This is a genomic window from Streptomyces sp. NPDC046985 (assembly GCF_040644415.1).
Lineage (GTDB): Bacteria > Actinomycetota > Actinomycetes > Streptomycetales > Streptomycetaceae > Streptomyces.
The window spans coordinates 1-23,213 of record NZ_JBEYWK010000001.1; the positions used below are offsets into that span (position 1 = coordinate 1).

At 73.5% G+C, this 23,213-nt stretch carries 16 protein-coding genes; 9 read left to right on the plus strand and 7 right to left on the minus strand.

Translation table 11 applies throughout. The annotated features are described in order from the left end of the window. The 3 genes from ABZ861_RS00005 to glgB all read left to right on the plus strand — a co-directional run. Nucleotides 1–615: alpha-glucosidase C-terminal domain-containing protein (locus ABZ861_RS00005; RefSeq protein ID WP_361621017.1), on the plus strand; the 615-nt coding region annotated here is incomplete at its 5' end. A gap of 93 nt (nucleotides 616–708) precedes the next feature. Further along, nucleotides 709–2,115, plus strand: coding sequence for a maltokinase (locus tag ABZ861_RS00010; protein ID WP_361621019.1), 1,407 nt, complete (start codon nucleotides 709–711; stop codon nucleotides 2,113–2,115). A gap of 66 nt (nucleotides 2,116–2,181) precedes the next feature. Beyond that, a complete protein-coding gene (glgB, locus tag ABZ861_RS00015; protein ID WP_361621021.1) occupies nucleotides 2,182–5,082 on the plus strand; it encodes a 1,4-alpha-glucan branching enzyme in 2,901 nt (966 codons plus the stop codon). A 24-nt stretch (nucleotides 5,083–5,106) separates the two neighbouring features. Here glgB and ABZ861_RS00020 read toward each other — a convergent pair whose 3' ends face one another. The 5 genes from ABZ861_RS00020 to ABZ861_RS00040 all read right to left on the minus strand — a co-directional run bounded on the left by ABZ861_RS00020 (nucleotide 5,107) and on the right by ABZ861_RS00040 (nucleotide 11,171). Beyond that, on the minus strand, nucleotides 5,107–7,386 hold the full coding sequence (locus ABZ861_RS00020) for an ATP-dependent DNA helicase (RefSeq protein ID WP_361621023.1): 2,280 nt from the start codon (nucleotides 7,384–7,386) through the stop codon (nucleotides 5,107–5,109). 144 nt (nucleotides 7,387–7,530) lie between these two features. Next, on the minus strand, nucleotides 7,531–7,866 hold the full coding sequence (gene trxA, locus ABZ861_RS00025) for a thioredoxin (RefSeq protein WP_361621025.1): 336 nt from the start codon (nucleotides 7,864–7,866) through the stop codon (nucleotides 7,531–7,533). Further along, nucleotides 7,863–8,291 (minus strand): MerR family transcriptional regulator, encoded by a 429-nt coding sequence (locus tag ABZ861_RS00030; protein WP_361621027.1) that lies wholly within the window; start codon nucleotides 8,289–8,291, stop codon nucleotides 7,863–7,865. Before ABZ861_RS00030 ends, trxA begins: the two co-directional genes overlap by 4 nt. A 58-nt stretch (nucleotides 8,292–8,349) precedes the next feature. Then, nucleotides 8,350–9,114 carry a DUF2127 domain-containing protein gene (locus ABZ861_RS00035; protein ID WP_361621029.1) on the minus strand — a complete coding sequence of 255 codons (765 nt, stop codon included), beginning with the start codon at nucleotides 9,112–9,114 and terminating at the stop codon, nucleotides 8,350–8,352. A 146-nt stretch (nucleotides 9,115–9,260) separates the two neighbouring features. Further along, a complete protein-coding gene (locus ABZ861_RS00040; protein ID WP_361621031.1) occupies nucleotides 9,261–11,171 on the minus strand; it encodes an MFS transporter in 1,911 nt (636 codons plus the stop codon). 129 nt (nucleotides 11,172–11,300) lie between these two features. Between ABZ861_RS00040 and ABZ861_RS00045 the strand changes: the two genes are divergently transcribed. Continuing rightward, nucleotides 11,301–11,918 (plus strand): TetR/AcrR family transcriptional regulator, encoded by a 618-nt coding sequence (locus tag ABZ861_RS00045; RefSeq protein ID WP_361621033.1) that lies wholly within the window; start codon nucleotides 11,301–11,303, stop codon nucleotides 11,916–11,918. 353 nt (nucleotides 11,919–12,271) lie between these two features. On the opposite strand, the gene ABZ861_RS00050 is transcribed toward ABZ861_RS00045, so the two are convergent. After that, the gene (locus ABZ861_RS00050) at nucleotides 12,272–13,678 is read right to left on the minus strand and encodes a cation:dicarboxylase symporter family transporter (RefSeq protein ID WP_361621035.1); all 1,407 of its coding nucleotides are present in this window, start codon (nucleotides 13,676–13,678) and stop codon (nucleotides 12,272–12,274) included. A 184-nt stretch (nucleotides 13,679–13,862) separates the two neighbouring features. Here ABZ861_RS00050 and ABZ861_RS00055 point away from each other — a divergent pair, with 184 nt between their 5' ends. Both ABZ861_RS00055 and ABZ861_RS00060 read left to right on the plus strand, forming a co-directional pair. After that, nucleotides 13,863–15,725, plus strand: a complete 1,863-nt coding sequence (locus ABZ861_RS00055) for a sensor histidine kinase (protein ID WP_361621037.1) — start codon at nucleotides 13,863–13,865, stop codon at nucleotides 15,723–15,725. Nucleotides 15,726–16,057: 332 nt separating this feature from the next. Beyond that, the gene (locus tag ABZ861_RS00060; protein ID WP_361622378.1) at nucleotides 16,058–16,795 is read left to right on the plus strand and encodes a response regulator; all 738 of its coding nucleotides are present in this window, start codon (nucleotides 16,058–16,060) and stop codon (nucleotides 16,793–16,795) included. 145 nt (nucleotides 16,796–16,940) lie between these two features. Here the strand turns inward: ABZ861_RS00060 and ABZ861_RS00065 are convergent, their stop codons facing one another. Further along, on the minus strand, nucleotides 16,941–17,966 hold the full coding sequence (locus ABZ861_RS00065) for an ATP-dependent 6-phosphofructokinase (RefSeq protein WP_361621039.1): 1,026 nt from the start codon (nucleotides 17,964–17,966) through the stop codon (nucleotides 16,941–16,943). 320 nt (nucleotides 17,967–18,286) lie between these two features. Here ABZ861_RS00065 and pta point away from each other — a divergent pair, with 320 nt between their 5' ends. The 3 genes from pta to pyk all read left to right on the plus strand — a co-directional run bounded on the left by pta (nucleotide 18,287) and on the right by pyk (nucleotide 23,174). After that, nucleotides 18,287–20,368 carry a phosphate acetyltransferase gene (gene pta, locus ABZ861_RS00070; RefSeq protein ID WP_361621041.1) on the plus strand — a complete coding sequence of 694 codons (2,082 nt, stop codon included), beginning with the start codon at nucleotides 18,287–18,289 and terminating at the stop codon, nucleotides 20,366–20,368. A 28-nt stretch (nucleotides 20,369–20,396) separates the two neighbouring features. Then, nucleotides 20,397–21,650 (plus strand): acetate kinase, encoded by a 1,254-nt coding sequence (locus tag ABZ861_RS00075; protein WP_361621043.1) that lies wholly within the window; start codon nucleotides 20,397–20,399, stop codon nucleotides 21,648–21,650. 93 nt (nucleotides 21,651–21,743) lie between these two features. After that, the gene (pyk, locus tag ABZ861_RS00080) at nucleotides 21,744–23,174 is read left to right on the plus strand and encodes a pyruvate kinase (protein WP_361621045.1); all 1,431 of its coding nucleotides are present in this window, start codon (nucleotides 21,744–21,746) and stop codon (nucleotides 23,172–23,174) included. Nucleotides 23,175–23,213: the final 39 nt, after the last annotated feature.

A 23,213-nucleotide genomic window follows, 5' to 3' on the forward strand; every position in this document is an offset into this window, starting at 1 on the left:
CGCCTCGCCCCCCTCCTGGACAACGACCGCAACCAGATCGAGCTGTTCACCGCCCTCCTGCTCTCCCTGCCCGGCAGCCCGATCCTCTACTACGGCGACGAGATCGGCATGGGCGACAACATCTGGCTCGGCGACCGCGACGCCGTGCGCACCCCCATGCAGTGGACCCCCGACCGCAACGCCGGATTCTCCTCCTGCGACCCCGGCCGCCTCTACCTGCCCACCATCATGGACCCCGTCCACGGCTACCAGGTCACCAACGTCGAGGCGTCCATGTCCTCGCCCTCCTCGCTGCTGCACTGGACCCGCCGCATGATCGAGATCCGCAAGCAGAACCCCGCCTTCGGACTCGGCTCCTACACCGAACTCCCCTCCTCCAACCCCGCCGTCATCGCCTTCCTGCGCGAACACGAAGACGACCTCGTCCTCTGCGTCCACAACTTCTCCCGCTTCGCCCAGCCCACCGAACTCGACCTCAGCGACTTCCAGGGGCGAAACCCGGTGGAACTGATCGGCGGCGTCCGCTTCCCCGCCGTCGGCGAACTCCCCTACCTCCTCACCCTGGCCGGACACGGCTTCTACTGGTTCCGGCTGCGCGACGACGCCGTCGGGTAGCAGTCCGTGGTGGGGCGGTTTCCCCGCCCCACCACTGGGCACGCGAGAGTCACACCCGACTAGCGGATTGGACGCGACGCCATGTCGGACGCCATGTCCCAAGCAGTCACACGCTCTGTCCCCGCCGCCGGCTCCGGACTCCTCGCGTCGCTGGATCCGCTGCTGCGCGAGTGGCTGCCCCGCCAGCGCTGGTTCGCGGGCAAGGGACGGCCGGTCACCGGATTCTCGCTGGTCTCGGCCACCGAGCTGCTGCCCGGCGACGGGAAGCTGGGCCTCTACCACCTGCTCGTCCGCGCCCATCAGCCGCTCGCGCCCGCGCAGGGCGGCGTCCCCCACCCGGGGGACTGCTACCAACTGCTCATAGGCGTGCGCGAGGCGTTGCCGCCGAGGCTGGCGCCCGCGCTGATCGGCCATGTGCACGAGGGCCCGCTCGCCGGGCGCACCGTGTACGAGGCGCTGCACGACCCCCGTCCCGCCGAGGTGATCCTGGAGGCGATGCGCGGCCGGGCCCGCATCGGCGGACTGCGCTTCGAGCGGCGCGAGGAGATACGTCCCGACCTGGCGCCGCGCCTGGTGACCGCGGAGCAGTCCAACTCGTCGGTCGTCTACGGCGACACGTTCATTCTCAAACTGCTGCGCCGGGTGCTGCCCGGCGTCAACCCCGATCTGGAGCTGCCGCTCGCCCTGGCCCGGGAGGGCTGCCCGCGCGTGCCGCCGCCGACCGCCTGGATGACGGCCGACGTCCCGGACGCCGGGGCCGACGACCCCTACGTGCTGGGCGTGCTCCAGCCGTTCGTGCAGGGGGCGACCGACGGCTGGGAGCTGGCGCTGCGCGAGCTGGCCAAGGGCGAGGACTTCACCGCCGAGGCGCGCGCGCTGGGCCGCGCCACCGCCGAGGTGCACACCGCGCTCGCCCACGCGCTGCCCACCGTCACCCTGGCCCACCTCCAGCTCCAGTCGCTGGTCGACGGCATGACCGAGCGGCTGGACGCGGCGGCGCAGGCGGTCCCGGCGCTGCGGCCGTACGCCCCCGGGCTGCGCTCCGCCTTCGAGGCGCTGGCCGATCTGGCCGCCGAGGGGCACACCTGGACCGCCCAGCGCGTGCACGGCGACCTGCACCTCGGGCAGTGCCTGCGCTCGCCCTCCGGCGAGTGGTCGCTGATCGACTTCGAGGGCGAGCCGGCCAAGCCGCTGGCCGAGCGGCGGATGCCCCAGCCCGCGGTCCGGGACGTCGCCGGGATGCTGCGCTCCTTCGACTACGCCGCGCACGCGGCCGGCGGCCCGCCCGCGCCCGGCTGGGCGGCGGCCTGCCGGGCCGCCTACTGCGCCGGGTACGCGGAGGCCGCCGGGAGCGACCCGCGCACCGACCCGGTGCTGCTGCGCGCCTACGAGACCGACAAGGCGGTCTACGAGGTCCTCTACGAGGCCCGGCACCGCCCCGACTGGCTCGCCGTCCCGCTCTCCGCGGTCCGGCGGCTGGCCGGTCCGGACCCGGTCTGACCCGCGGCCGCCGCTCCTGTCCCCCCACTCCGACCTGTCTCGTCCTGCGCCGAGGAGGCTGCACCCGTGACTGACCGCCCCCCGACCAGCGGTTCGGATCCGCACGCGACGGCCGCGGCCGCCCGCGCCGAGCAGCCGGCGGCCGCGAAGAAGACCGCGAGGAAGGCCCCCGCGAAGAAGGCCGCGGCCGAGAAGACGGCGACGAAGAAGACGGCCGCCACGAAGACGGCGAAGACGGCCGCGAAGAAGACGACGACGGCCGCCAAGGCGGCGAACCCGGAGAAGGCGGCGAAGAAGACGGCCACGGCGAAGAAGACAGCGGTGGCGAAGAAGGCTGTGGCGAAGAAGGCTGTGGCGAAGAAGGCGGTGGCGAAGAAGGCGGTGGCGAAGAAGGCGGTGGCGAAGAAGACCGCCGCGAAGACGGCCGGCGCCGCGGGGAAGGCGGCGGCCGAGACGGCCAAGGCCGCCAAGGGCGCGAAGGCCGCGCCCGAGAAGGCCGCCGCGAAGAAGGCCCCGGCACGGCAGACGCCCACGCGGCAGCCCACCGCCCGCACGACCGCCACGGCCACGACCGCCGCGGCCACGACCGCCGCGAAGAAGACAGCGGCGAAGAAGTCGGCCGTGAAGAAAACGGCGGTGAAGAAAACGGCGGTGAAGAAGACAGCCGCCCCCAAGACGGCCGCGCGGAAGACCGCGGTGGCGAAGACGGCGGTCACGGCTCCCGCCGCGGCCCCGTCGCCCGCCGCCGCGCCCGCTCCGGCGGCGCCCGCGGCGGCGCCCGTCTCCCCCGCCGTCGACGCCGCGGACCGGTACCGTCTGCTCGACGGGACGCATCACGACCCGCACGCGGTGCTCGGCGCGCATCCCGTGCCCGGCGGGGTCGCCGTACGGGCGTACCGGCCCTACGCGCTGGGCGTCGCCGTGGTCGCCGGGGACCGGCAGGTGGAGCTGCGGCACGACGGGGAGGGGTTCTTCTCGGGGCTGCTGCCGCTGGCGGACGTGCCCGAGTACCGGCTGGAAGTGGCCTACGAGGGGACCGTGCAGGTCGTCGAGGACGCCTACCGGTTCCTGCCCGCGCTCGGCGAGCTGGACCTGCACCTGATCGGCGAGGGACGGCACGAGGAGCTGTGGCGCGCGCTCGGGGCGCAGCCGATGACGCACGAGGGCGTGGAGGGGACCCGGTTCACGGTGTGGGCGCCCAACGCCCGGGGCGTGCGCGTGGCGGGCGACTTCAACCTCTGGGACGGCGCCGCGTGTCCGATGCGGTCGCTGGGCGGCACGGGCGTGTGGGAGCTGTTCGTGCCCGGGGTCGGCGAGGGCGAGCTGTACAAGTTCGAGATCACCCGGCCGGACGGGTCGAAGACGCTGCGCGCCGACCCGATGGCCCGCCGGACCGAGACGCCGCCCGCCACCTCGTCCGTCGTGCACGCCTCGCACCACGCGTGGGAGGACGGGGAGTGGATGGCCCGCCGGGCGGAACGGCCCGCCCACGAGGCGCCGTTCTCCGTGTACGAGGTGCACCTCGCCTCATGGCGGCCCGGACTGACGTACCGTCAGCTCGCCGAGCAACTGCCCGCCTATGTCAAGGACCTGGGCTTCACGCACGTGGAGCTGATGCCGGTCGCCGAGCACCCCTTCGGCGGCTCCTGGGGCTACCAGGTCACCGGGTTCTACGCGCCGACGGCCCGCCTGGGCACGCCGGACGACTTCAAGTACCTGGTGGACGCGCTGCACCAGGCGGGCATCGGCGTGATCATGGACTGGGTGCCGGCGCACTTCCCGCGCGACGCGTGGGCGTTGGCCGAGTTCGACGGGCGCCCGCTGTACGAGCACGCGGACCCGCTGCGCGCGGCCCACCCGGACTGGGGGACGCTGGAGTTCGACTTCGGCCGCCGCGAGGTGCGCAACTTCCTGGTCGCCAACGCCGTCTTCTGGTGCGAGGAGTTCCACATCGACGGCCTGCGGGTGGACGCCGTGGCCTCCATGCTCTACCTGGACTACTCGCGCGAGCCGGGCCAGTGGACGCCCAACGAGCACGGCGGCCGGGAGAACCTGGACGCGGTGGCGTTCCTCCAGGAGATGAACGCGACGGTGTACCGCAGGGCGCCGGGCGTGGTGACCGTCGCCGAGGAGTCGACCGCGTGGGACGGCGTCACCCGGTCCACCCACCACCGGGGGCCGTCCGGCTTCGGCGGCCTGGGGTTCGGCCTGAAGTGGAACATGGGCTGGATGCACGACTCGCTGGACTACATGAGCCACGAGCCCGTGCACCGCAGGTACCACCACGGCGAGATGACGTTCTCGATGGTGTACGCCTACAGCGAGAACTACGTGCTGCCGATCTCCCACGACGAGGTGGTGCACGGCAAGGGCTCGCTGGTGTCGAAGATGCCCGGCGACTGGTGGCAGCAGCGGGCCAACCTGCGCGCCTACCTGGCCTTCATGTGGTCCCACCCGGGCAAGCAACTGCTGTTCATGGGACAGGAGTTCGCGCAGGGGGCCGAGTGGTCCGAGATGCGCGGCCCGGACTGGTGGCTGCTCGACCCGAACTGGGGCGCGGCGGCCGACCACCGGGGCGTGCTGGACCTGGTGCGCGACCTCAACGCCGTCTACCGCGACACTCCCGCGCTGTGGGAACGGGACGTGCACCCCGACGGCTTCCAGTGGGTGGTCGCGGACGGGGCGGAGGACAACGTCCTGGCCTACCTCCGCTACGACGCGGACGGCGCCCCGCTGCTGGCGGTGTCCAACTTCGCCTCGGCGCCCCGCCACGACTACCGTCTCGGCGTCCCCGACGACGTGCCCGCCTGGGTGGAAGTGCTCAACACCGACGCGGGCCGGTACGGCGGCAGCGACGTGGTCCACCCGGACCCGGTCAAGCCGGAGCCGCAGGGCTGGCACGGCCGCCCCGCGAGCATCCGGCTGACGCTGCCGCCCCTGGCGACGGTCTGGCTGCGCCCGGCGTAAGTTCGCAACCGGCCCGGACGCGGATCAGGCGGTCGGCGCCAGGGCGTCCGCGAGGGCCTCGGGCAGCGGCTCGGAGTGCAGCACGCCGAGCCGCTGCGTGGCCCGGGTCAGGGCGACGTACAGGTCACTGGCGCCGTACCGGCCGGGCTCGACGACCAGCACGGAGTCGAACTCCAGGCCCTTGGCCTGACGCGGGTCGAGCAGGACGACCGGGCGCGTCAGGTCGGGCTCGGCGCCGGCGCGCACGCCGTCCAGCCGGGCGGCCAGCCCGCCGTGCAGCTCGCGCGGGGCGATGACCGCGAGCCTGCCCTCGCGCGGGGCGAGGTCGGCGACGGCCTGCTCCAGCGCGCCGGGCAGGTCGTCGGCGGCGCGGGCCCAGGGCCGCACACCGGTGGAGCGCACGGAGCTGGGCGGCTCGAAGCCGGGGCGCTCGGCGCGCACCACGGCCGCCGCCACGTCCATCACCTCGGCCGGGGTGCGGTAGTTCACGCCGAGCCGGGTGTGCTCCCAGCGGTCCTCCACGTACGGCCGCAGGATGTCCTCCCAGGCGCCGACGCCCGCCGCCTCCGCGGTCTGCGCGGGGTCGCCCACCAGGGTCATGGAGCGGGTGGGGCTGCGCCGCATCAGCATCCGCCAGGCCATCGGGGACAGCTCCTGCGCCTCGTCGACGATGATGTGCCCGAACGCCCAGGTGCGGTCGGCCGCCGCGCGCTCGGCGGCGCCGCGATGGTCGTCCTCCTCGTGGCGTTCGGCGAACCGCTCGGCGTCGATGACGTCGTGCGCCGACAGGATCTCGGAGTCCTCCTCGTCCTTGTCCTCGAACTCGTAGGTCCGCGAGGCGTAGGACACGTCCAGCACGCCCTGCGCGTACGCCACCTGGGACGCGCGCTCGCGTGCGGCGCGGGCGCGGGCGAGCCGGTCGTCCTCGCCCAGCAGTTCGGCGGCCTCGTCGAGCAGGGGGACGTCCGCGACGGTCCACGCTCGGGTGACCGGGCGGCGGACGGCGGCGGCGTCCTCGTCGGACAGGTGACTCCCGGGGGCGGCGAGGAAGTCCGCGACCAGCCGCTGCGGGGTCAGGCGCGGCCACAGCCGGTCGATCGCCGCCCAGACCTCGGGGTTCTCGGCCAGTTCGTCGCGGATCTGGGTGATGTCGCTCGGGTCCAGCAGGTTCGAGCCGTCGAAGGGGTCGGTGCCGACGCGCTCGGCGACCATGTCGGTGAGCGTGTTCAGGATGTGGCCCTCGAAGTGCTCGCGGGCCGCGTTGTGCGGCAGCTTCGCGGCGCGGGTGCGCTCCCGGGCGACGTCCACCAGGCCGTCGTCGAGCATCAGCACCTCGCGGTCGTGCTCCACGGCGATCACCGGTTCGGGCAGCGCCTGGCGGTCCCGGACGGCGGCGGCGAGCACGTCGGCCATGTCCGCGCGGCCCTTCACGGCGGCGGCCTCCGGGGTGTCGGCGGCCGTCGCCTTCACCCCGGGGAACAGCTCCCCGACCGTGGCGAGCAGCACGCCGGTCTCGCCGAGAGAGGGCAGCACCTCGCCGATGTAGCCGAGGAACGCCGGATTGGGGCCGACGATGAGCACGGCCCGGCGGGCGAGCAGTTCCCGGTGCTCGTAGAGGAGATAGGCGGCGCGGTGCAGCGCCACCGCCGTCTTCCCGGTGCCCGGACCGCCCTCCACGACCATCACGCCGCGGTGCGGGGCGCGGATGACGCGGTCCTGGTCGGCCTGGATGGTGCGCACGATGTCGCCCATCCGGCCGGTGCGCGCGGAGTTCAGCGCGGCCAGCAGCACGGCGTCGCCGGACGGGTCCTCGTGGCCGGTGCGCGTGGCGTCTGCGAGGTCGAGGATCTCGTCGTGCAGCGCGGCGACCCGGCGGCCCTCGGCGGAGATGTGCCGGCGGCGGCGCAGGCCCATCGGCGTGTGGCCGGTGGCCAGGTAGAAGGGGCGGGCGACGTCGGCGCGCCAGTCGATCAGGAGCGGGGTGCGCTCGGCGTCGTCGGCGCGCAGGCCGATGCGGCCGATGTGGTGGGCGGCGCCGTCGGCGCGGTCGATCCGGCCGAAGCAGAGCGAGCCGTCCACGGCGTTCAGCGCGGCCAGCAGCCCGGAGCGCTCGGCGACCAGGATGTCCCGCTCCAGCCGGGCCTGCATGGGCGTGTCGCCCTGGGCGAGCGCGTCCTGGACGGAGTCCTCGGCGGCGGCGCGCAGCGCGTCGACGCGTGCGTACAGTCCGTCGATGAATTCCTGTTCCCGCCGCAATTCATCGTCTGGAAAACCGGTGTTTGACAATTCCGCTCCCGCCCGCATATACTGTGCTCAGTGAAATTCGCTGCGACCTTTTTATTCGCAAGTCGCGAACCACTCAATATACCGAAAGAAATCCCCCGGGCACAATTGCCCGGGGGATTTCTTCATGGCCGCCGTCCGCGACCTGGGCGGACGCCCGCTGGATCACAGCACGTCGGACAGTTCCTCAAGCAGCCGCCGCTTGGCCCGTGCGCCCACCATCGACGTCACCGGCTCGCCGTCCCGGAACACCATGAGCGTCGGAGTCGCCATCACCCGGTACGCGAGCGTAGTCCCGGGACTGCGGTCCACGTCCAGTCGCACCACCTTCAGCTTCTCGCCGTGCTCGGCGGCGAGATCGCGCAGCACAGGCGCCAGTTGCCGGCACGGCCCGCACCACTCGGCCGTGAACTGCACCAGCACCGGACGCTCCGCTGCGAGCACCTCGACCTCGAAGTCCTCGTCGGTCACCTCGGCCACCCCGGCCGCCCGTTCGGTCATCGCTTCCGCCCTCCCAGTTCGCACACCGGTTCCGGACCCCCCGGAACCAGCGCCTCGGCGGCCAGCCCGTCCCGCGCCCGCTCGGCCCGCGCCAACTGCGCGCGCACCTCGGCGCGCACCGCCCGCAACTCGTCGATCAGCGCGTCCAGCGCGTCCAGCTTGCGCCGGTAGACCGCGAGCGACGCCGGGCAGGAGTCGCCCTGGGGATGCCCGGCCCGCAGGCACTCCACGAAGGGCCGGGTCTCCTCCAGGTCGAACCCGAAGTCCTGGAGCGTCCTGATCTGCCGCAGCAGTTCCAGGTCGCGCTCGTCGTACGCGCGATGCCCCTTCGCGTCGCGCCGCGCGGGCAGCAGCCCCCGCGCCTCGTAGTAGCGCAGTGCGCGCGTCGTGGTCCCGGCCCGCGCGGCCAGCTCGCCGATTCGCATGGGGACGAACGTAAGCCTTGACGTCGGGGTCAAGGCAACGCCTGACCGCTCCCGTGTCTCACACCAGCGCGCCGGCCGACTCCTCGACCTCCAGCAGGGAGGCGCCGCGGCGCTCCTCCTCGAACGCCCGGCGCCCGCCGCGCAGGCCGAACAGCCGCTTGGCGAGGGCGATGTAGACGACGGCGAGGACGTTGAGGACCAGGGTGGCGATCTTCACCGCGCTGACGTGCTCGGTGAGTTCGTAGACCTCCAGCGGCAGGAACGCCGCGGTGGCGACCACCGTCAGATACTCCGCCCAGCGCTTCGCGTACCAGAGGCCGACCGCCTCGACCAGTTCGATCAGCGCGTAGGCCAGCAGCAGCGAGGCGACCAGGAGCAGCGTGGAGTGCCGGTAGCCGAACGTCTTCTGGACGGTGCCGACCACCGGCGAGTGGTCGAGGTCGTAGTGGAAGTGCTGGAAGACGGGCCGGAACACGTTCAGGTACTCGTCGAACAGCCGTCGTACCGCGTCCTGGCTGTTGCTGAACTTCCACACCGCCACCGCGACCAGCACGATGAACACCCCGCGCAGCGCCCGTTCGATCGCCAGGAACCGCAGGATGAACAGGTCCCGGAGGACCTTGCCGCGCGGCGTCAGCGGCGCGTCGGCGGCCGGTCCCGAGCCGCGCGGCGCCCCGAGCACGAAGTCGCCGCAGCGCAGGCAGCGCCACGCCTCGCCCACGGCGGTGTCGGCGCGCAGCCGGACGCGCAGCCGGGGGTCGTCCGGCGCGTAGGTCACATGGCCCTTGCGCGCGCAGGTGCGCCGGTCCCAGTCGATCTTCATTCCCCCGTGCCTCTCTGCCGTGCCGTCTGACGGGACGCCGTGCCGTTCCCTGCCGCTGTGCCGTTCCCGACCACCGTGCCGTGCCGGTCGGCTCCCGGCACGGCACGGTAGTCCATCACGAGGACGGAGACGACGCGGGGACGGTCTCAGTTCGCCCGGCTGTCCACGGGCTCGGCAAGATCGGCGGGCTTGGCGGCGCTCTCGGTCGCCGGGCCGTCCACCGGCTCGGCGGCGGCGCCGGACTCGCTAGCGGTTTCCTCCAGGGCGTGCGGGGGTTCGGGCTGGGGGGCGGCGTCCGGCTCCTCCGCCGTTTCCGGCTTCTCCGCCGCTTGCGGGGCCTTCGCGGGCTCGGGCCTCGTCGCCTCCGTCGGCTTCTCCGCCGTTTCCGGCTTCTCCGCCGCTCGCGGGGCCTCCGGCGACGTGGCCGGCGCCGCGTGCCGGGCGGCGCCGCGCGGGAGCAGCAGGGCCACGGCGAGCGTGCCCACGCCGAGGATCACCGCGCCGACCAGGCTGGTGTGGGCGACGGCGTGGGCGAACGAGGAGGCCACCGCGTCCTTCATCTGCCCGGCCCCGTGCCCCAGCCGGCCGGCCTGCGCCCTGAGCTGGGCGGCCTGGTGGGGGTCGGTGGCGTGGGCGGCCTGCTGGGCGAGTCGCCGGGCCTTCCCGCCGATGCCCTGGGCGACCGCGTATCCGGCGCCGACCGAGTCCTGCGCGGCGGACAGGGCGCTCGCCGGGAGTCCGCTGCCTGCGGTGGCATGGGCCAGGCGGTCGGAGTACGAGGTGGACAGCAGCGAGCCGAGGATCGCGATGCCCAGGGAGCCGCCCAGCTCCAGCGAGGTGTCGTTGACGGCGCCGCCGACGCCCAGTTCGGACTCCGGGAAGGCGCCCATGATCGCGTCGGTGCAGGGCGAGAGGGCGAGGCCGATGGCAAGGCCCAGGATCACCAGGGGCGCCACGAGGTCGCCGTAGGTCGACGCGCCGTCCACCCGGGTGAGCAGCGCCAGCGCCGCCGTGCCGCCGACCATGCCCGCGCTCACGGTCCACTTCATGCCGACGCGCGGAGTGAGGTAGCCGGTCAGCCCCGAGCCGACGAAGACCGCGCCGGCCAGCGGCAGCATGCGCACGCCGGTGCCCAGGGCGTCGTAGCCGAGGACGAACTGGAGGTGCTGGGTGAGGTAGTAGAACGCGCCGAAGACGGCGAGGAAGAACAGGGCGACGGCGAGGTTGGATCCGGCGAAGCGGCGGTCGGCGAAGCGGCGCACGTCGAGCAGGGGGCGCGGGCAGCGCAGCTCCCACACGACGAACGCGACGAGGCCCGCGCCCGCCACGACGGCCGCGGTGACCGCCTTGGCGTCCCAGCCGAAGTGCGGTCCCTCGATGATCATGTAGACCAGGGCGCCGACCCAGACCACGGACAGCAGTCCGCCGGCGTAGTCGACGCGGTCGTGGTGGCCGGCCCGGGACGGCGGCACCAGGACGAAGGCCGCGACCAGGGCGACCGCGGCGATCGGCACGTTGATCAGGAACGTCGAGGCCCAGCCGTGGCCGCGCAGCAGCACGCCCGCGACGACCGGGCCGGCCGCGATGGCGAGTCCGGCGGTGGCGGTCCACAGGGTGATCGCCTTGGCGCGTTCGGCGCGCGGGAAGGTCGCGGCGAGCAGGGAGAGGGTGGCGGGCATGATCAGCGCCGCGCCGACGCCCATCACGGCGCGGGCCGCGATGACGGTCGCCGCGCCGCCGGCCAGCGAGCCGAAGACGGCGCCGCCGCCGAAGACGACCAGGCCGAGGACGAGCGCGCCGCGCCGGCTGTACTTGTCGCCGATCGCGCCGAGCAGCAGCATCAGCGCCGCGTAGGGGACGGTGTAGCCGTCGATCACCCACTGGAGGTCGGCGCTGGACAGGCCGAGGTCCCGGGTCATGTCGGGCGCGGCGACGGTGAGGGCCGTGTTGGCCATCACGATGATCAGCAGGCTCAGGCAGAGCACCAGGAGGGCCTGCCAGCGCCGGGCGTAGGGGCGGTCCGTCCTCTCGACCGGTTCGTTCACGACGAGTCGCATGACAGGGGTCGCCTTCCTCGGATGCGCGACGGGATGTGCACGGATGGACTTGCACAGCCATGTGCAGTTGCACAACGATGTGCAATGTACGTCCCTGCACACCTCTGTGCAAATCGCGAGGGGGGCAGAATGGCGGGCATGACCACGGGTAACACCAGCCGCGCCGACGCCAACCGGCGCCACCTCATCGACGTCGCCCACGCCGAGCTGCTGCGCGATCCCGACGCGTCCATGGACCAGATCGCCCGCGCGGCGGGCGTCGTACGGCGCACCGTGTACGGCCACTTCCCCAGCCGCGAGGCGCTGATCGGCACGCTCGTCGACGAGGCGGTGCGGACGCTGTCCGCGGCGCACGCGGCGGGGCGCGCGGGGGTCGCGGACCCCGCGGAGGCGCTGGCCCGCTCGGTGCTGGCCATCTGGCCCATCGCCGACCGCTACCGGCTGCTGGTGGCGCTCGCCCAGCGCACGGTCACCATGACGGGCATCCGCGAGCGGCTGGCGCCGGTCCGCGACGACTGCGCCGAGCTGATCGAGCGCGGTCTCGCCGCGGGCGCGTTCAGCTCCGCGCTGCCCGCGCCGGCGCTCGCCCACGTGCACGAGCAGATGCTGTTCGCTCTCATGGAGGCCGTGAACGACGGCCTGCTCCCGGCCCACGAGGCGGGCCGCTCGGCCGCGCTCACGGTCCTGGCGGCCTCGGGCGTCCCAGCCGCCCGAGCCGAGACGCTGGTGGCCAGGGCGAGCGCCTGAGCGGCCGTCGTCGCGGGGGGGCGTGGGAGTGCGTCCGGCGGACGTGGCGCGAAGACGTGAAAAGCGGACGTGGCGCGAAGACGCGAAAAGGAGCGCCCGGCTCGGGTTCAGGTCGAGCCGGGCGCCCTGTCGGGGGGGGACGCCGGGGCGCGGCCTCTAGGCCGCGGTGGGAGCGGACGCCAAGGTACGGCCGCTAGTCCCGGTGGGAGCGGACGCCGGGGTGCGGCCGCTGAGGCCGCGGGCGGTCGGCGGAACCCCGGAGCAGAGCCGGAGGCGGCCACCGGGGGCGCGGTCCCGGCGCCTGGCCACTGCGCCCAGCCGCCGCAGACCGGACGAGGTGCGGGCGGCGGACGTCAGGCTGAGGTCAGCTCCTTCTCGCCGTCCCCGCCCTCGGGGCCGTCGGGCCCTTCCGTCGCGGCGCCGTTCCCGGCGTCGCCTTCGGCGTCGTCCAGCAGCGTGGTCTCGTCGAAGGGCAGCCGCCCGGACAGCACCCGTTCGACCCGCTCCCGGTCGATCTCCTTGGTCCAGGCGCCGATCATCACGGTGGCCACCGCGTTGCCCGCGAAGTTCGTCAGGGCGCGGGCCTCGCTCATGAAGCGGTCGATGCCGACGATCAGCCCGACGCCGTCGACCAGAGCGGGCCGGTGCGACTGGAGAGCGCCCGCGAGGGTGGCCAGCCCGGCGCCGGACACTCCCGCGGCGCCCTTGGAGGCGACCATCATGAACAGCAGCAGCGTGATCTGCTCGCCCAGGCGCAGCGGCTCGCCCAGGGCCTCGGCGATGAAGAGGGAGGCCATGGTCAGGTAGATCATGGTGCCGTCGAGGTTGAAGGAGTATCCGGTCGGCACGGTGACGCCGACGACCGGCCGGCTCACGCCCAGGTGCTCCATCTTCGCGATCAGGCGGGGCAGGGCGGTGTCCGACGACGACGTGGACAGGATCAGCAGGAACTCCCGGCCGAGGTAGCGCAGCAGCCGGAGGATGTTCACGCGGGCGACGAACCACAGCAGCGGGCCCAGCACCAGGCCGATGAAGAGCACGCAGGTGAGGTAGAAGCCGAGCATGATCGTGCCGAGCGCCTTCAGCGCGTCCGCGCCGGTCTCGCCGACAACCGCGGCCATCGCGCCGAACGCGCCCGCGGGCGCCGCCCACATGATCATGGACAGCACCCGGAACACCAGCTTCTGGAGATGTCCGACGCCCCGCAGCACCGGCTCCCCGGACCGGCCCATGGCCTGCACCGCGAACCCGACCAGCAGCGCCACGAGCAGCGTCTGGAGCACCACCCCGGAGGTGAACGCCGAGACGAGGGTGGTCGGGATGACGCTCAGCAGGAAGTCGACCGGGCCCTCGCCGCCCGCCTTCGCCTGGGTGTGGCCGACCTGCCGGACCGACTCGCTCAGGTGCATGCCCGCGCCGGGGTGCAGGACGTTGCCGACGACCAGGCCGATCGCCAGCGCGACGAACGACATGGCGACGAAGTAGCCGAGCGCCAGACCGCCCAGCTTGCCGACCCGGGCGGCGCTGCGGATCGAGCCGACCCCGGTCACGATGGTGCAGAAGATGATCGGTGTGATCATCATCTTGATCAGGTTCACGAACCCCGTGCCCAGCGGCTTCAGCTCCCGGGCGAAGCCCGGCGCCGCGAAGCCCACCGCGATGCCGAGGACCACCGCGGCGATCACCGCCAGATAGAGCAGGTGGGTGCGGTCCCTCCTGGGCGGGGGTGCGGCGGGCGCCGTAGCGGCTGCGCTGGTCACAGCGGTCTCCTTGACGGCTCGTCGGCGTCACCGGCGTGCGGCTCACGTCCGGGGTCCTCGCGGATCCCGGGGTGCGCGAGGTCTGTGGGGACGGCGGGGATCGCCGTACTGTCTCCCGTCGGAGCAGGGCGGTCACGCTTGCGTTCATTGAGTTCACGGCGGAACGGGGAGGCACACTGACGCCATGCGCCTACCCGCCCTTCCGAGACCGCGCAGTCTGGCGGGCCAGCTCTTCGCCGCGCAGGCCGTGCTGCTGGCCCTCGTCGTGGCCGGGTCCGCGCTGTACGCGGGCGTCGGCGAGCGCCGCCAGGCCGAGGACGCGGCCCGGCGGCAGGCCGCCGCGGTGGCCCGCTCGGTCGCCGACTCCCCCTCGGTGCGCTCCGCGATCCGCGGCGCGGACCCCACGGCGCGGCTCCAGCCGTACGCGCTGACCGTGCAGCGGGACACCGGGGTCGACTTCGTGACGATCATGACCCCCGACGGCGTCCGCTGGACCCATCCCGACCCGCGCCAGATCGGCCGGCGCTTCCTCGGGTCCATCTCCCGCGCCCAGCACGGCCAGACCCTGACCGAGACCTACACCGGCACCCTCGGGCCGTCCGTCCGCGCGGTCACGCCCGTCGAGGACAGCGGCCGCGTCGTCGGCCTGGTCAGCGCGGGCATCCGGGTCGAGGCCATCAGCGAGCGGGTCCGGGAGCAGGTCGTCGCGCTGTCCGCGGTCGCGGCCTGCATCCTCGCGCTCGGCGCGCTGGCCGCGTACGCGGTGGGCGCCCGGCTGCGTCGGCACACGCACGGGATGAACGCCGCCGAGCTGGGCCGGATGCACGCCTACCACCAGGCCGCGCTGCACGCGGTGCGCGAGGGGCTGCTGATGCTGGACGCGCACGGCCGGGTGGCGCTGATCAACGACGGCGCCCGGGAGCTGCTGCGCCTCGGCGCGGCGGACGCCGGGGGCGATCCGGTGGGCAGGCCGGTCGCGGACCTGGGGCTGCCGTCGCCGCTGACGGACGCGCTGCTGGCCCCGGAGCCCCGGGTGGACGAGGTGCACCTGACGGACTCGCGCGTCCTGGTGGTGAACACCTCGCCGGTCTCCGGCGGCGAGCGCCGGGGCGCCGTGGCCACCCTGCGGGACGTCACCGAGCTCCAGGAGCTGACAGGGGAGCTGGACTTCGAGCGCGGTTTCACCCGGGCGCTGCGCTCGCAGGCGCACGAGGCGGCCAACCGGCTGCACACGGTGGTGTCGCTGATCGAGCTGGGCCTGGCCGAGGAGGCGGTCGCGTTCGCCACGGCGGAACTGGAGCTGGCCCAGGCGCTGACCGACCAGGTGGTGGCGGCGGTGCGCGAACCGGTGCTCGCCGCGCTGCTGCTGGGCAAGACGGCGCAGGCCGCGGAACGGGGCGTGGAGCTGCTGGTGGACGGCGAGAGCGGCGGCCTGGACGACGGGCTGCTGCCCACGGCGCTTGAAGCGCGGGATCTGGTGACGATCCTCGGCAACCTGGTCGACAACGCGGTGGACGCGGCCCAGGGCGGCACGCCTGCGCGGGTGACGGTGACGGTGGAGACGGAGGGCGCCGGCCCCGGCGCCGCACTGGTGCTGCGGGTGGCCGACACCGGGCCCGGCGTCGACCCGGCCCACGCCGACCTGGTCTTCCGCGACGGCTTCTCCACCAAGCCGACCGGTCCCGGCGGCCGGGGACTCGGGCTGGCGCTCGCCCGGCAGGCGGTGCTGCGGCGCCGCGGGACGCTGACGGTGGCCCGCGCGGAGGGCGGCGGCGCGGTGTTCGAGGCCCGGCTGCCGACCGCGACCGGCCCGCACCGGTCCGCGCCCCACCCCGCCCCAACGGCGGAACCCGCCCCCGAGCCGGAGCCCGCCGCCGGACGGCCAGCCCACCTCGCCGACGAATCCACGACGGCGAGCGGCTCGCCGAGAGGTGAGGACGACCTGCCGAGGAGCGCGGACGGCCCGCCGGGGAGCGCGAGCGGCCCGCCGGGAGGCGTGGGCGGTCTGCCGGGGAGCACAGGCGGCCTACCGGGAGGCACGGCGTGACGGAGCACGGGTCGGCCGGTCGTATTGTCACCAGCCCCGCGGACGGCGGACACGACGGCACCTGGACCGACGGACCGAACGGACGCGGCCGCGCTGCGATCGGCGTGGCGGACGGCGGACCGGCCGGACATGGCGGCGCTGCGACCGGCCGCGCGGACGACAGGCCGCACGGGCACGACCGAGCCCCCACCGGGCAAGCGGGCGACGGGCCGCACGGGCACGACCGCGCCGCGACCGGCCGCGCGGACGACAGGCCGGACAGGCACGACGGCGCCCCGACCGAGCGCGCGGACGGCAACCCGTATGGGCACGACCGCGCCCCGACCGGGCGCGTGGGCGGTGGGCCGGTCGGCGCTCCCATCCGTGTTCTCGTGGTCGAGGACGATCCCGTCGCGGCGGACGCGCATGTGAGCTACGTGGGCCGGGTGCCGGGCTTCGTCGCCGTCGGGGCGGCGCACACGGGCGCCGAGGCGCGGCGGGCGCTGGAGCGCACCCCCGTGGACCTGCTGCTGCTCGATCTCTGTCTGCCGGACGTGCACGGCCTGCAACTCGCCCGTGCCCTGCGGGCCGCCGGGCACCGGGCGGACGTGATCGCGGTGACCTCCGCACGGGACCTGGCGGTGGTGCGCGAGGGAGTCTCGCTCGGCGTGGTCCAGTACGTGCTGAAGCCGTTCGCCTTCGCCGCTCTGCGGGACCGCCTGGTCCGCTACGCCGCGTTCCACGCGGCGGCCGGTGAGGCCGGCTGCCAGGAGGAGGTGGACCGGGCGCTGGCGGCGCTGCACGCACCGGGACCGGCCGCCCTGCCCAAGGGCCTGAGCGAGCCGACCCTGCTACGGGTCACGAGCGCGCTGCGCGCGGCGGACGAGGGCCTGACCGCGGCCGGACTCGCCGAGGCGGCAGGCGTCTCCCGGATCACCGCCCGCCGCTACCTGGAGCACCTGGTCCACACCGGCCGCGCCGCCCGGCACCCGCTGTACGGCCAGGTCGGCAGACCGGAGCTGGTGTACCGGTGGCTGCCGGCGCCGGAAACGGGCGGCCAGCTCATCCCGTCGTCGCTCCCGCCGACGTAAGGGACCTCTCCCGCACCGCACGACGGACGTCCCGGCCCGGACGGCGCCCCGACCCGGACCAGAACCGCCCCCGCCCCGGAGGGCGCCGGACCTCTCCCGGAAGCGGCGCCGCACCTTCCCTGGGAGAAGTCGCGCCGCACCCTCCCTAAAAGACGGACTCCGCCTCGTCCATGCGGTGCTCAGGCACCGTCTTCAGCTCGGCGACGGCCTCGGCGAGCCGGACCATCCGGATCTCCGTGCCGCGCAGCGCGGTCATGCGGCCGAACCGGCCGCGGTGCGCGGCCTCCACCGCGTGCCAGCCGAACCGGGTGGCGAGCACGCGGTCGTAGGCCGTGGGCACGCCGCCGCGCTGGACGTGGCCGAGGATGACCGGCTTGGCCTCCTTGCCGAGCCGCCGCTCCAGCTCGAACGCCAGCGCCGTGCCGATGCCCTGGAAGCGCTCGTGGCCGTAGAGGTCGATCTCGCCCTTGCCGTAGTCCATGGTGCCGTCCATCGGGTGGGCGCCCTCGGCGACGCAGATCACCGCGAACTTCTTGCCGCGGGCGAAGCGCTCCTCGACCATCTTGACCAGGTCCGCCGGGTCGAAGGGGCGCTCGGGCAGGCAGATGCCGTGGGCGCCGGCCGCCATGCCGGAGTCCAGGGCGATCCAGCCCGCGTGCCGGCCCATGACCTCGACCACCATCACGCGCTGGTGCGACTCGGCGGTGGTCTTCAGCCGGTCCATCGCCTCGGTGGCCACGCCGACCGCCGTGTCGAAGCCGAAGGTGCGGTCGGTGGCCGAGATGTCGTTGTCGATGGTCTTGGGCACGCCCACCACGGGCAGGCCGGCCTCCGACAGCATGTGCGCCGCGGTCAGCGTGCCCTCGCCGCCGATCGGGATGAGCGCGTCGATGCCGAACTGGTGGATCATGTCGGAGGCGTTCTCGCACGCCTCCCGGAGCCGGTCGCGCTCCAGCCGGGAGGAGCCGAGGATGGTGCCGCCGCGGGCGAGGATGCCGCTGACGGCGTTCAGGTCGAGGGCGCGGTAGCGCCCGTCGAGCAGTCCGGCGTAGCCGTCCTCGAAGCCGATGACCTCGTCGTCGTACATCGTGACCGCGCGGTGCACGACCGAACGGATCACGGCGTTCAGTCCCGGACAGTCGCCGCCTGCCGTGAGAACTCCGATACGCATCGCGCTGTGTCTCCTGCTCACTGTTGATACCGGGGATCTCACCCGATTCTTCCACGCCCTGTCGGCGCTCACGTCTTGGCGGGCGTCGGGAAGAGCGGCGGGGGTATCGTCAAGAGGGTTCCGCTCAGCTCAGCGGGCGTTTTTCTGCCTGCCCAGGCCGCGCCCGGCGCCGCGCCCGCGGACTCGCGGACCCTCCGGGCGTCCCGGACGCGTCAGAGGCGGCCGACTCCGACGGACGCAGCCGAACCCGCCGCACCCAGCCGGACCCCGCCGGACCAGAACGACCGCCTCCACCGCCCGCAACGAAACGGAGAGCCCGCGTGACCCGCAGCGTGTACGTGACCGGCGTCGAGCGCGGCGACGGCCGCCAGATCGTCGAGCTGGGAGTCATGGAGCTGCTGACCCGGCAGGTCGACCGGGTGGGCGTCTTCCGCCCGCTCGTGCACGACGGCCCGGACCGCCTCTTCGAACTGCTGCGCGCCCGCTACCGGCTCTCCCAGGACCCGGCGACCGTCTACGGCATGGACTACCGGGAGGCGTCCGCGCTCCAGGCCGAGCAGGGCGCCGACGAACTGGTCTCCGCCCTCGTCGAGCGCTTCCACCGCGTGGCCCGCGACTACGACGTGGTCCTCGTCCTCGGCACCGACTTCGCCGGCGCCCAGCTCCCCGACGAGCTGTCCCTCAACGCCCGGCTCGCCAACGAGTTCGGCGCCTCGGTGATCCCCGTCGTGGGCGGCCGCAGGCAGAGCGCGGAGGCCGTGCTCGCGGAGACCCGCAACGCCTACCGCGCCTACGACGGCCTGGGCTGCGACGTGCTGGCCATGGTCGCCAATCTGGTGGCGCGGGAGGACCGGGACGCGGTCGCCGGACGGCTGGCGGGCCGGCTGCCCGTGCCCTGCTGGGTCGTGCCCGACGAACCCGCGCTGTCCGCGCCGACGGTCGCGCAGATCGTCCAGACCCTGGACGGGAAGGTGCTGCTCGGCGACGACTCGGGGCTGGCCCGGGACGCGCTCGACTTCGTCTTCGGCGGGGCCATGCTGCCCAACCTGCTCAAGGCCCTGACCCCGGGCTGCCTGGTCGTCACCCCCGGCGACCGGGCCGACCTGGTGCTCGGCTCGCTCGCCGCGCACAGCGCCGGCACCCCGCCGATCGCCGGCGTGCTGCTCACCCTGGACGAGGAGCCGGGCGAGGAGATCCTCACCCTGGCCGCCCGGCTCGCCCCGGGCACCCCGGTCGTCTCGGTGTCCGGCGGCAGCTTCCCCACCGCCGAGCGGCTGTTCACCCTGGAGGGCAAGCTGAACGCCGCCACTCCGCGCAAGGCCGAGACCGCGCTCGGCCTGTTCGAGCGGCACGTCGACACCGCCGACCTCAGCAAGCGCGTCTCCGCGCCGAGCAGCGACCGGCTCACCCCGATGATGTTCGAGCACACCCTGCTGGAACGGGCCCGCTCCCAGAAGCGGCGGGTGGTCCTGCCGGAGGGCGCCGAGGAGCGCGTGCTGCGCGCCGCGGAGGTGCTGCTGCGCCGGGGCGTGTGCGACCTGACGCTGCTCGGCCCGGTGGACACGGTCCGCAAGAAGGCCGCCGACCTCGGCATCGACCTCGGAGACTCGCAGCTCATCGACCCGGCCGCGTCTCCGCTGCGGGATTCCTTCGCCGAGCGGTACGCCGCCCTGCGCGCCCACAAGGGCGTGACCGCGGAGCTGGCCTACGACGTGGTCCGCGACGTGAACTACTTCGGCACGCTGATGGTGCAGGAGGGGCTGGCCGACGGCATGGTGTCGGGGGCGGTGCACTCCACGGCCGCGACTGTCCGCCCCGCCTTCGAGATCATCAGGACCGAGCCGGGGGCGTCGATCGTCTCCTCGGCGTTCTTCATGTGCCTGGCCGACAAGGTGCTCGTCTACGGCGACTGCGCGGTCAACCCCGACCCGGACGCCGAGCAGCTCGCCGACATCGCCGTCCAGTCGGCCGCCACCGCCGCCCAGTTCGGCGTGCGGCCGCGGATCGCGATGCTGTCGTACTCCACCGGCGCCTCCGGGTCGGGCGCCGACGTGGACAAGGTGCGCGAGGCCACCGAGCTGGTGCGACGGCGCCGCCCGGACCTGCCGGTCGAGGGCCCGATCCAGTACGACGCGGCGGTCGAGCCGTCGGTGGCCGCCGCCAAGCTGCCGGACTCGGAGGTCGCGGGGCAGGCGAGCGTGCTGATCTTCCCGGATCTGAACACCGGCAACAACACCTACAAGGCCGTGCAGCGCTCGGCCGGCGCCGTCGCGGTCGGCCCGGTCCTCCAGGGGCTGCGCAAGCCGGTCAACGACCTCTCCCGGGGCGCGCTCGTCCAGGACATCGTCACCACCGTGGCCATCACGGCGATCCAGGCCCAGGCCCAGACCCCCGCCAGGTGACCGCACGGAAGAAGGCTCAGGGAACACCGTGAACGCGACCCGCGTCCTCGTCCTCAACTCCGGCTCCTCGTCGGTGAAGTACCAACTGCTCGACATGCGCGACGGGCGCCGGCTGGCGGTCGGCATGGTGGAGCGGATCGGCGAGCAGACCTCCCGGCTGAAGCACACCCGCGTCTCCTGCGGGCAGACCCGCGAGCTGAACGGCCCGATCGCCGACCACGACGCCGCCCTCAAGGCCGTCGCCGGGGAGCTGGCCCGGGACGGTCTGGGCCTGGACTCCCCCGAGCTGGCCGCGATCGGGCACCGGGTCGTGCACGGCGGCCTGTTCTTCACCGAGCCGACCGTCGTCGACGAGGCCGTGATCACCGAGATCGAACGGCTGATCCCGGTGGCCCCGCTGCACAACCCGGCCAACCTCACCGGCATCCGCACGGCCATGGCGCTGCGGCCCGACCTGCCCCAGGTCGCGGTCTTCGACACCGCCTTCCACACCTCCATGCCGGAGTCCGCGGCCCGCTACGCGATCGACACGAAGATCGCTGACCGCCACCGGGTGCGGCGCTACGGCTTCCACGGCACCTCGCACGCCTACGTCTCCCGGGCCGCCGCCGAGCTGCTGGGCAAGGCGCCCGAGGACGTCAACGTGATCGTGCTGCACCTGGGCAACGGGGCGTCCGCCTCGGCGGTGCGGGGCGGGCGGTGCGTGGACACGTCCATGGGGCTCACCCCGCTGGAGGGACTGGTGATGGGCACCCGTTCCGGTGATCTCGACCCGGCCGTCATCTTCCATTTGCGGCGCGTCGGCGGAATGTCCATGGACGAGATCGACACTCTGCTGAACAAGCGGAGCGGCCTCTTCGGCCTGTGCGGCGACAACGACATGCGGGAGATCCGGCGCCGGATCGAGGCGGGCGACGAGCAGGCGCGGCTCGCCGTCGACGTCTACGTCCACCGGCTGAAGAAGTACATCGGCGCCTACTACGCGGTACTCGGCACGGTGGACGCGGTCGTCTTCACCGCCGGAGTCGGGGAGAACGCGGACTTCGTGCGCGAGGCGGCCGTGGCGGGCCTGGAGGGGCTGGGCCTGGCGGTGGACGGCGCGCGCAACGCGGTGCGCGGCGACCACGCGCGGCTGATCTCTCCCGAGGGCGCGCGGGTGGCGGTGGCCGTGATCCCGACGGACGAGGAAGGGGAGATCGCCACGCAGACCTACGCTCTGGTGGGAGAAGACGAACGCGGCGAACACGACGATCGCGGCGGCCGCAGCGACCTCGGCGACTGAATGCGACGGCACTCGCCTGAGCGCGGACCCGCCCAATTGTATTTTCCGCCAGACGGAATATTCCGCAGCGAAACAAACCGATAGGATCGCCCCATGCGCCGTTCGAAAATCGTCTGTACTCTGGGCCCCGCGGTCGACTCCCGCGAGCAGCTCGTCGCACTGATCGAGGCCGGCATGAACGTGGCCCGGTTCAACTTCAGCCACGGCACGCACGCCGAGCACCAAGGGCGTTACGACCGCGTCCGGGCGGCCTCCAAGGAGACCCACCGGGCCGTCGCCGTCCTCGCCGACCTCCAGGGCCCGAAGATTCGGCTGGAGACCTTCGCCGAGGGCCCGGTGGAGCTGGAGCGGGGCGACGAGTTCACCGTCACCACCGAGGACGTCGCGGGCGACAAGCAGATCTGCGGCACCACGTACAAGGGGCTGCCGGGCGACGTCTCGCGCGGCGACCAGATCCTGATCAACGACGGCAACGTCGAGCTGAAGGTCCTGGACGTCGAGGGCCCGCGGGTGAAGACGATCGTCATCGAGGGCGGCGTGGTCTCCGACCACAAGGGCATCAACCTGCCCGGCGCCGCGGTGAACGTGCCCGCGCTGTCCGAGAAGGACGTCGACGACCTGCGCTTCGCGCTGCGCATGGGCTGCGACCTGGTCGCGCTGTCCTTCGTGCGGGACGCCAAGGACGTCGACGACGTGCACCGCGTCATGGACGAGGAGGGGCGCCGGGTCCCGGTCATCGCCAAGGTGGAGAAGCCGCAGGCGGTGGAGAACATGGAGGACGTCGTCGCGGCGTTCGACGGCGTGATGGTGGCCCGCGGCGACCTGGCCGTGGAGTACCCGCTCGAGAAGGTCCCGATGGTGCAGAAACGCCTGATCGAGCTGTGCCGGCGCAACGCCAAGCCGGTGATCGTGGCGACCCAGATGATGGAGTCGATGATCACCAACTCGCGTCCGACCCGCGCCGAGGCGTCCGACGTGGCCAACGCGATCCTGGACGGCGCCGACGCGGTGATGCTGTCCGCCGAGTCCAGCGTGGGCGCGTACCCGATCGAGACCGTCAAGACGATGTCGAAGATCGTCGTCGCCGCCGAGGAGGAGCTGCTCTCCCGGGGCCTCCAGCCGCTGGTGCCGGGCAAGAAGCCGCGCACGCAGGGCGGTTCGGTGGCCCGTGCGGCGGCCGAGATCGCCGACTTCCTGGGCGGCAGGGCGCTGGTGGCCTTCACCCAGTCCGGCGACACCGCCCGCCGGCTCTCCCGCTACCGCGCGGCGCAGCCGATCCTCGCCTTCACCCCGGACGAGGCCACCCGCAACCAGCTCGCGGCGAGCTGGGGCGTGGAGCCTTACGTCGTGCCGCTCGTCGACAGCACCGACGCGATGGTCGACCTGGTGGACCAGGAGCTGATCAAGCTCAAGCTGTTCAACGAGGGCGACGTCGTGGTCATCACGGCCGGCTCCCCGCCCGGGATGCCGGGCACCACGAACATGGTCCGGGTCCACCACCTGGGCGGCGGCGACCGCGACTGACTGACGCCGCGGCACGTCTCCCGCGACGTGTCCCGCGAC

Bases quoted from the DNA above. Each gene is read 5' to 3' on its own strand.
- ABZ861_RS00010 (WP_361621019.1), top strand. From the start codon at position 709: ATGTCCCAAGCAGTCACACGCTCTGTCCCCGCCGCCGGCTCCGGACTC.
- ABZ861_RS00020 (WP_361621023.1), bottom strand. From the start codon at position 7,386: ATGCGGGCGGGAGCGGAATTGTCAAACACCGGTTTTCCAGACGATGAA.
- trxA (WP_361621025.1), bottom strand. From the start codon at position 7,866: ATGACCGAACGGGCGGCCGGGGTGGCCGAGGTGACCGACGAGGACTTC.
- ABZ861_RS00030 (WP_361621027.1), bottom strand. From the start codon at position 8,291: ATGCGAATCGGCGAGCTGGCCGCGCGGGCCGGGACCACGACGCGCGCA.
- ABZ861_RS00035 (WP_361621029.1), bottom strand. From the start codon at position 9,114: ATGAAGATCGACTGGGACCGGCGCACCTGCGCGCGCAAGGGCCATGTG.
- ABZ861_RS00040 (WP_361621031.1), bottom strand. From the start codon at position 11,171: ATGCGACTCGTCGTGAACGAACCGGTCGAGAGGACGGACCGCCCCTAC.
- ABZ861_RS00045 (WP_361621033.1), top strand. From the start codon at position 11,301: ATGGCGGGCATGACCACGGGTAACACCAGCCGCGCCGACGCCAACCGG.
- ABZ861_RS00055 (WP_361621037.1), top strand. From the start codon at position 13,863: ATGCGCCTACCCGCCCTTCCGAGACCGCGCAGTCTGGCGGGCCAGCTC.
- ABZ861_RS00065 (WP_361621039.1), bottom strand. From the start codon at position 17,966: ATGCGTATCGGAGTTCTCACGGCAGGCGGCGACTGTCCGGGACTGAAC.
- pyk (WP_361621045.1), top strand. From the start codon at position 21,744: ATGCGCCGTTCGAAAATCGTCTGTACTCTGGGCCCCGCGGTCGACTCC.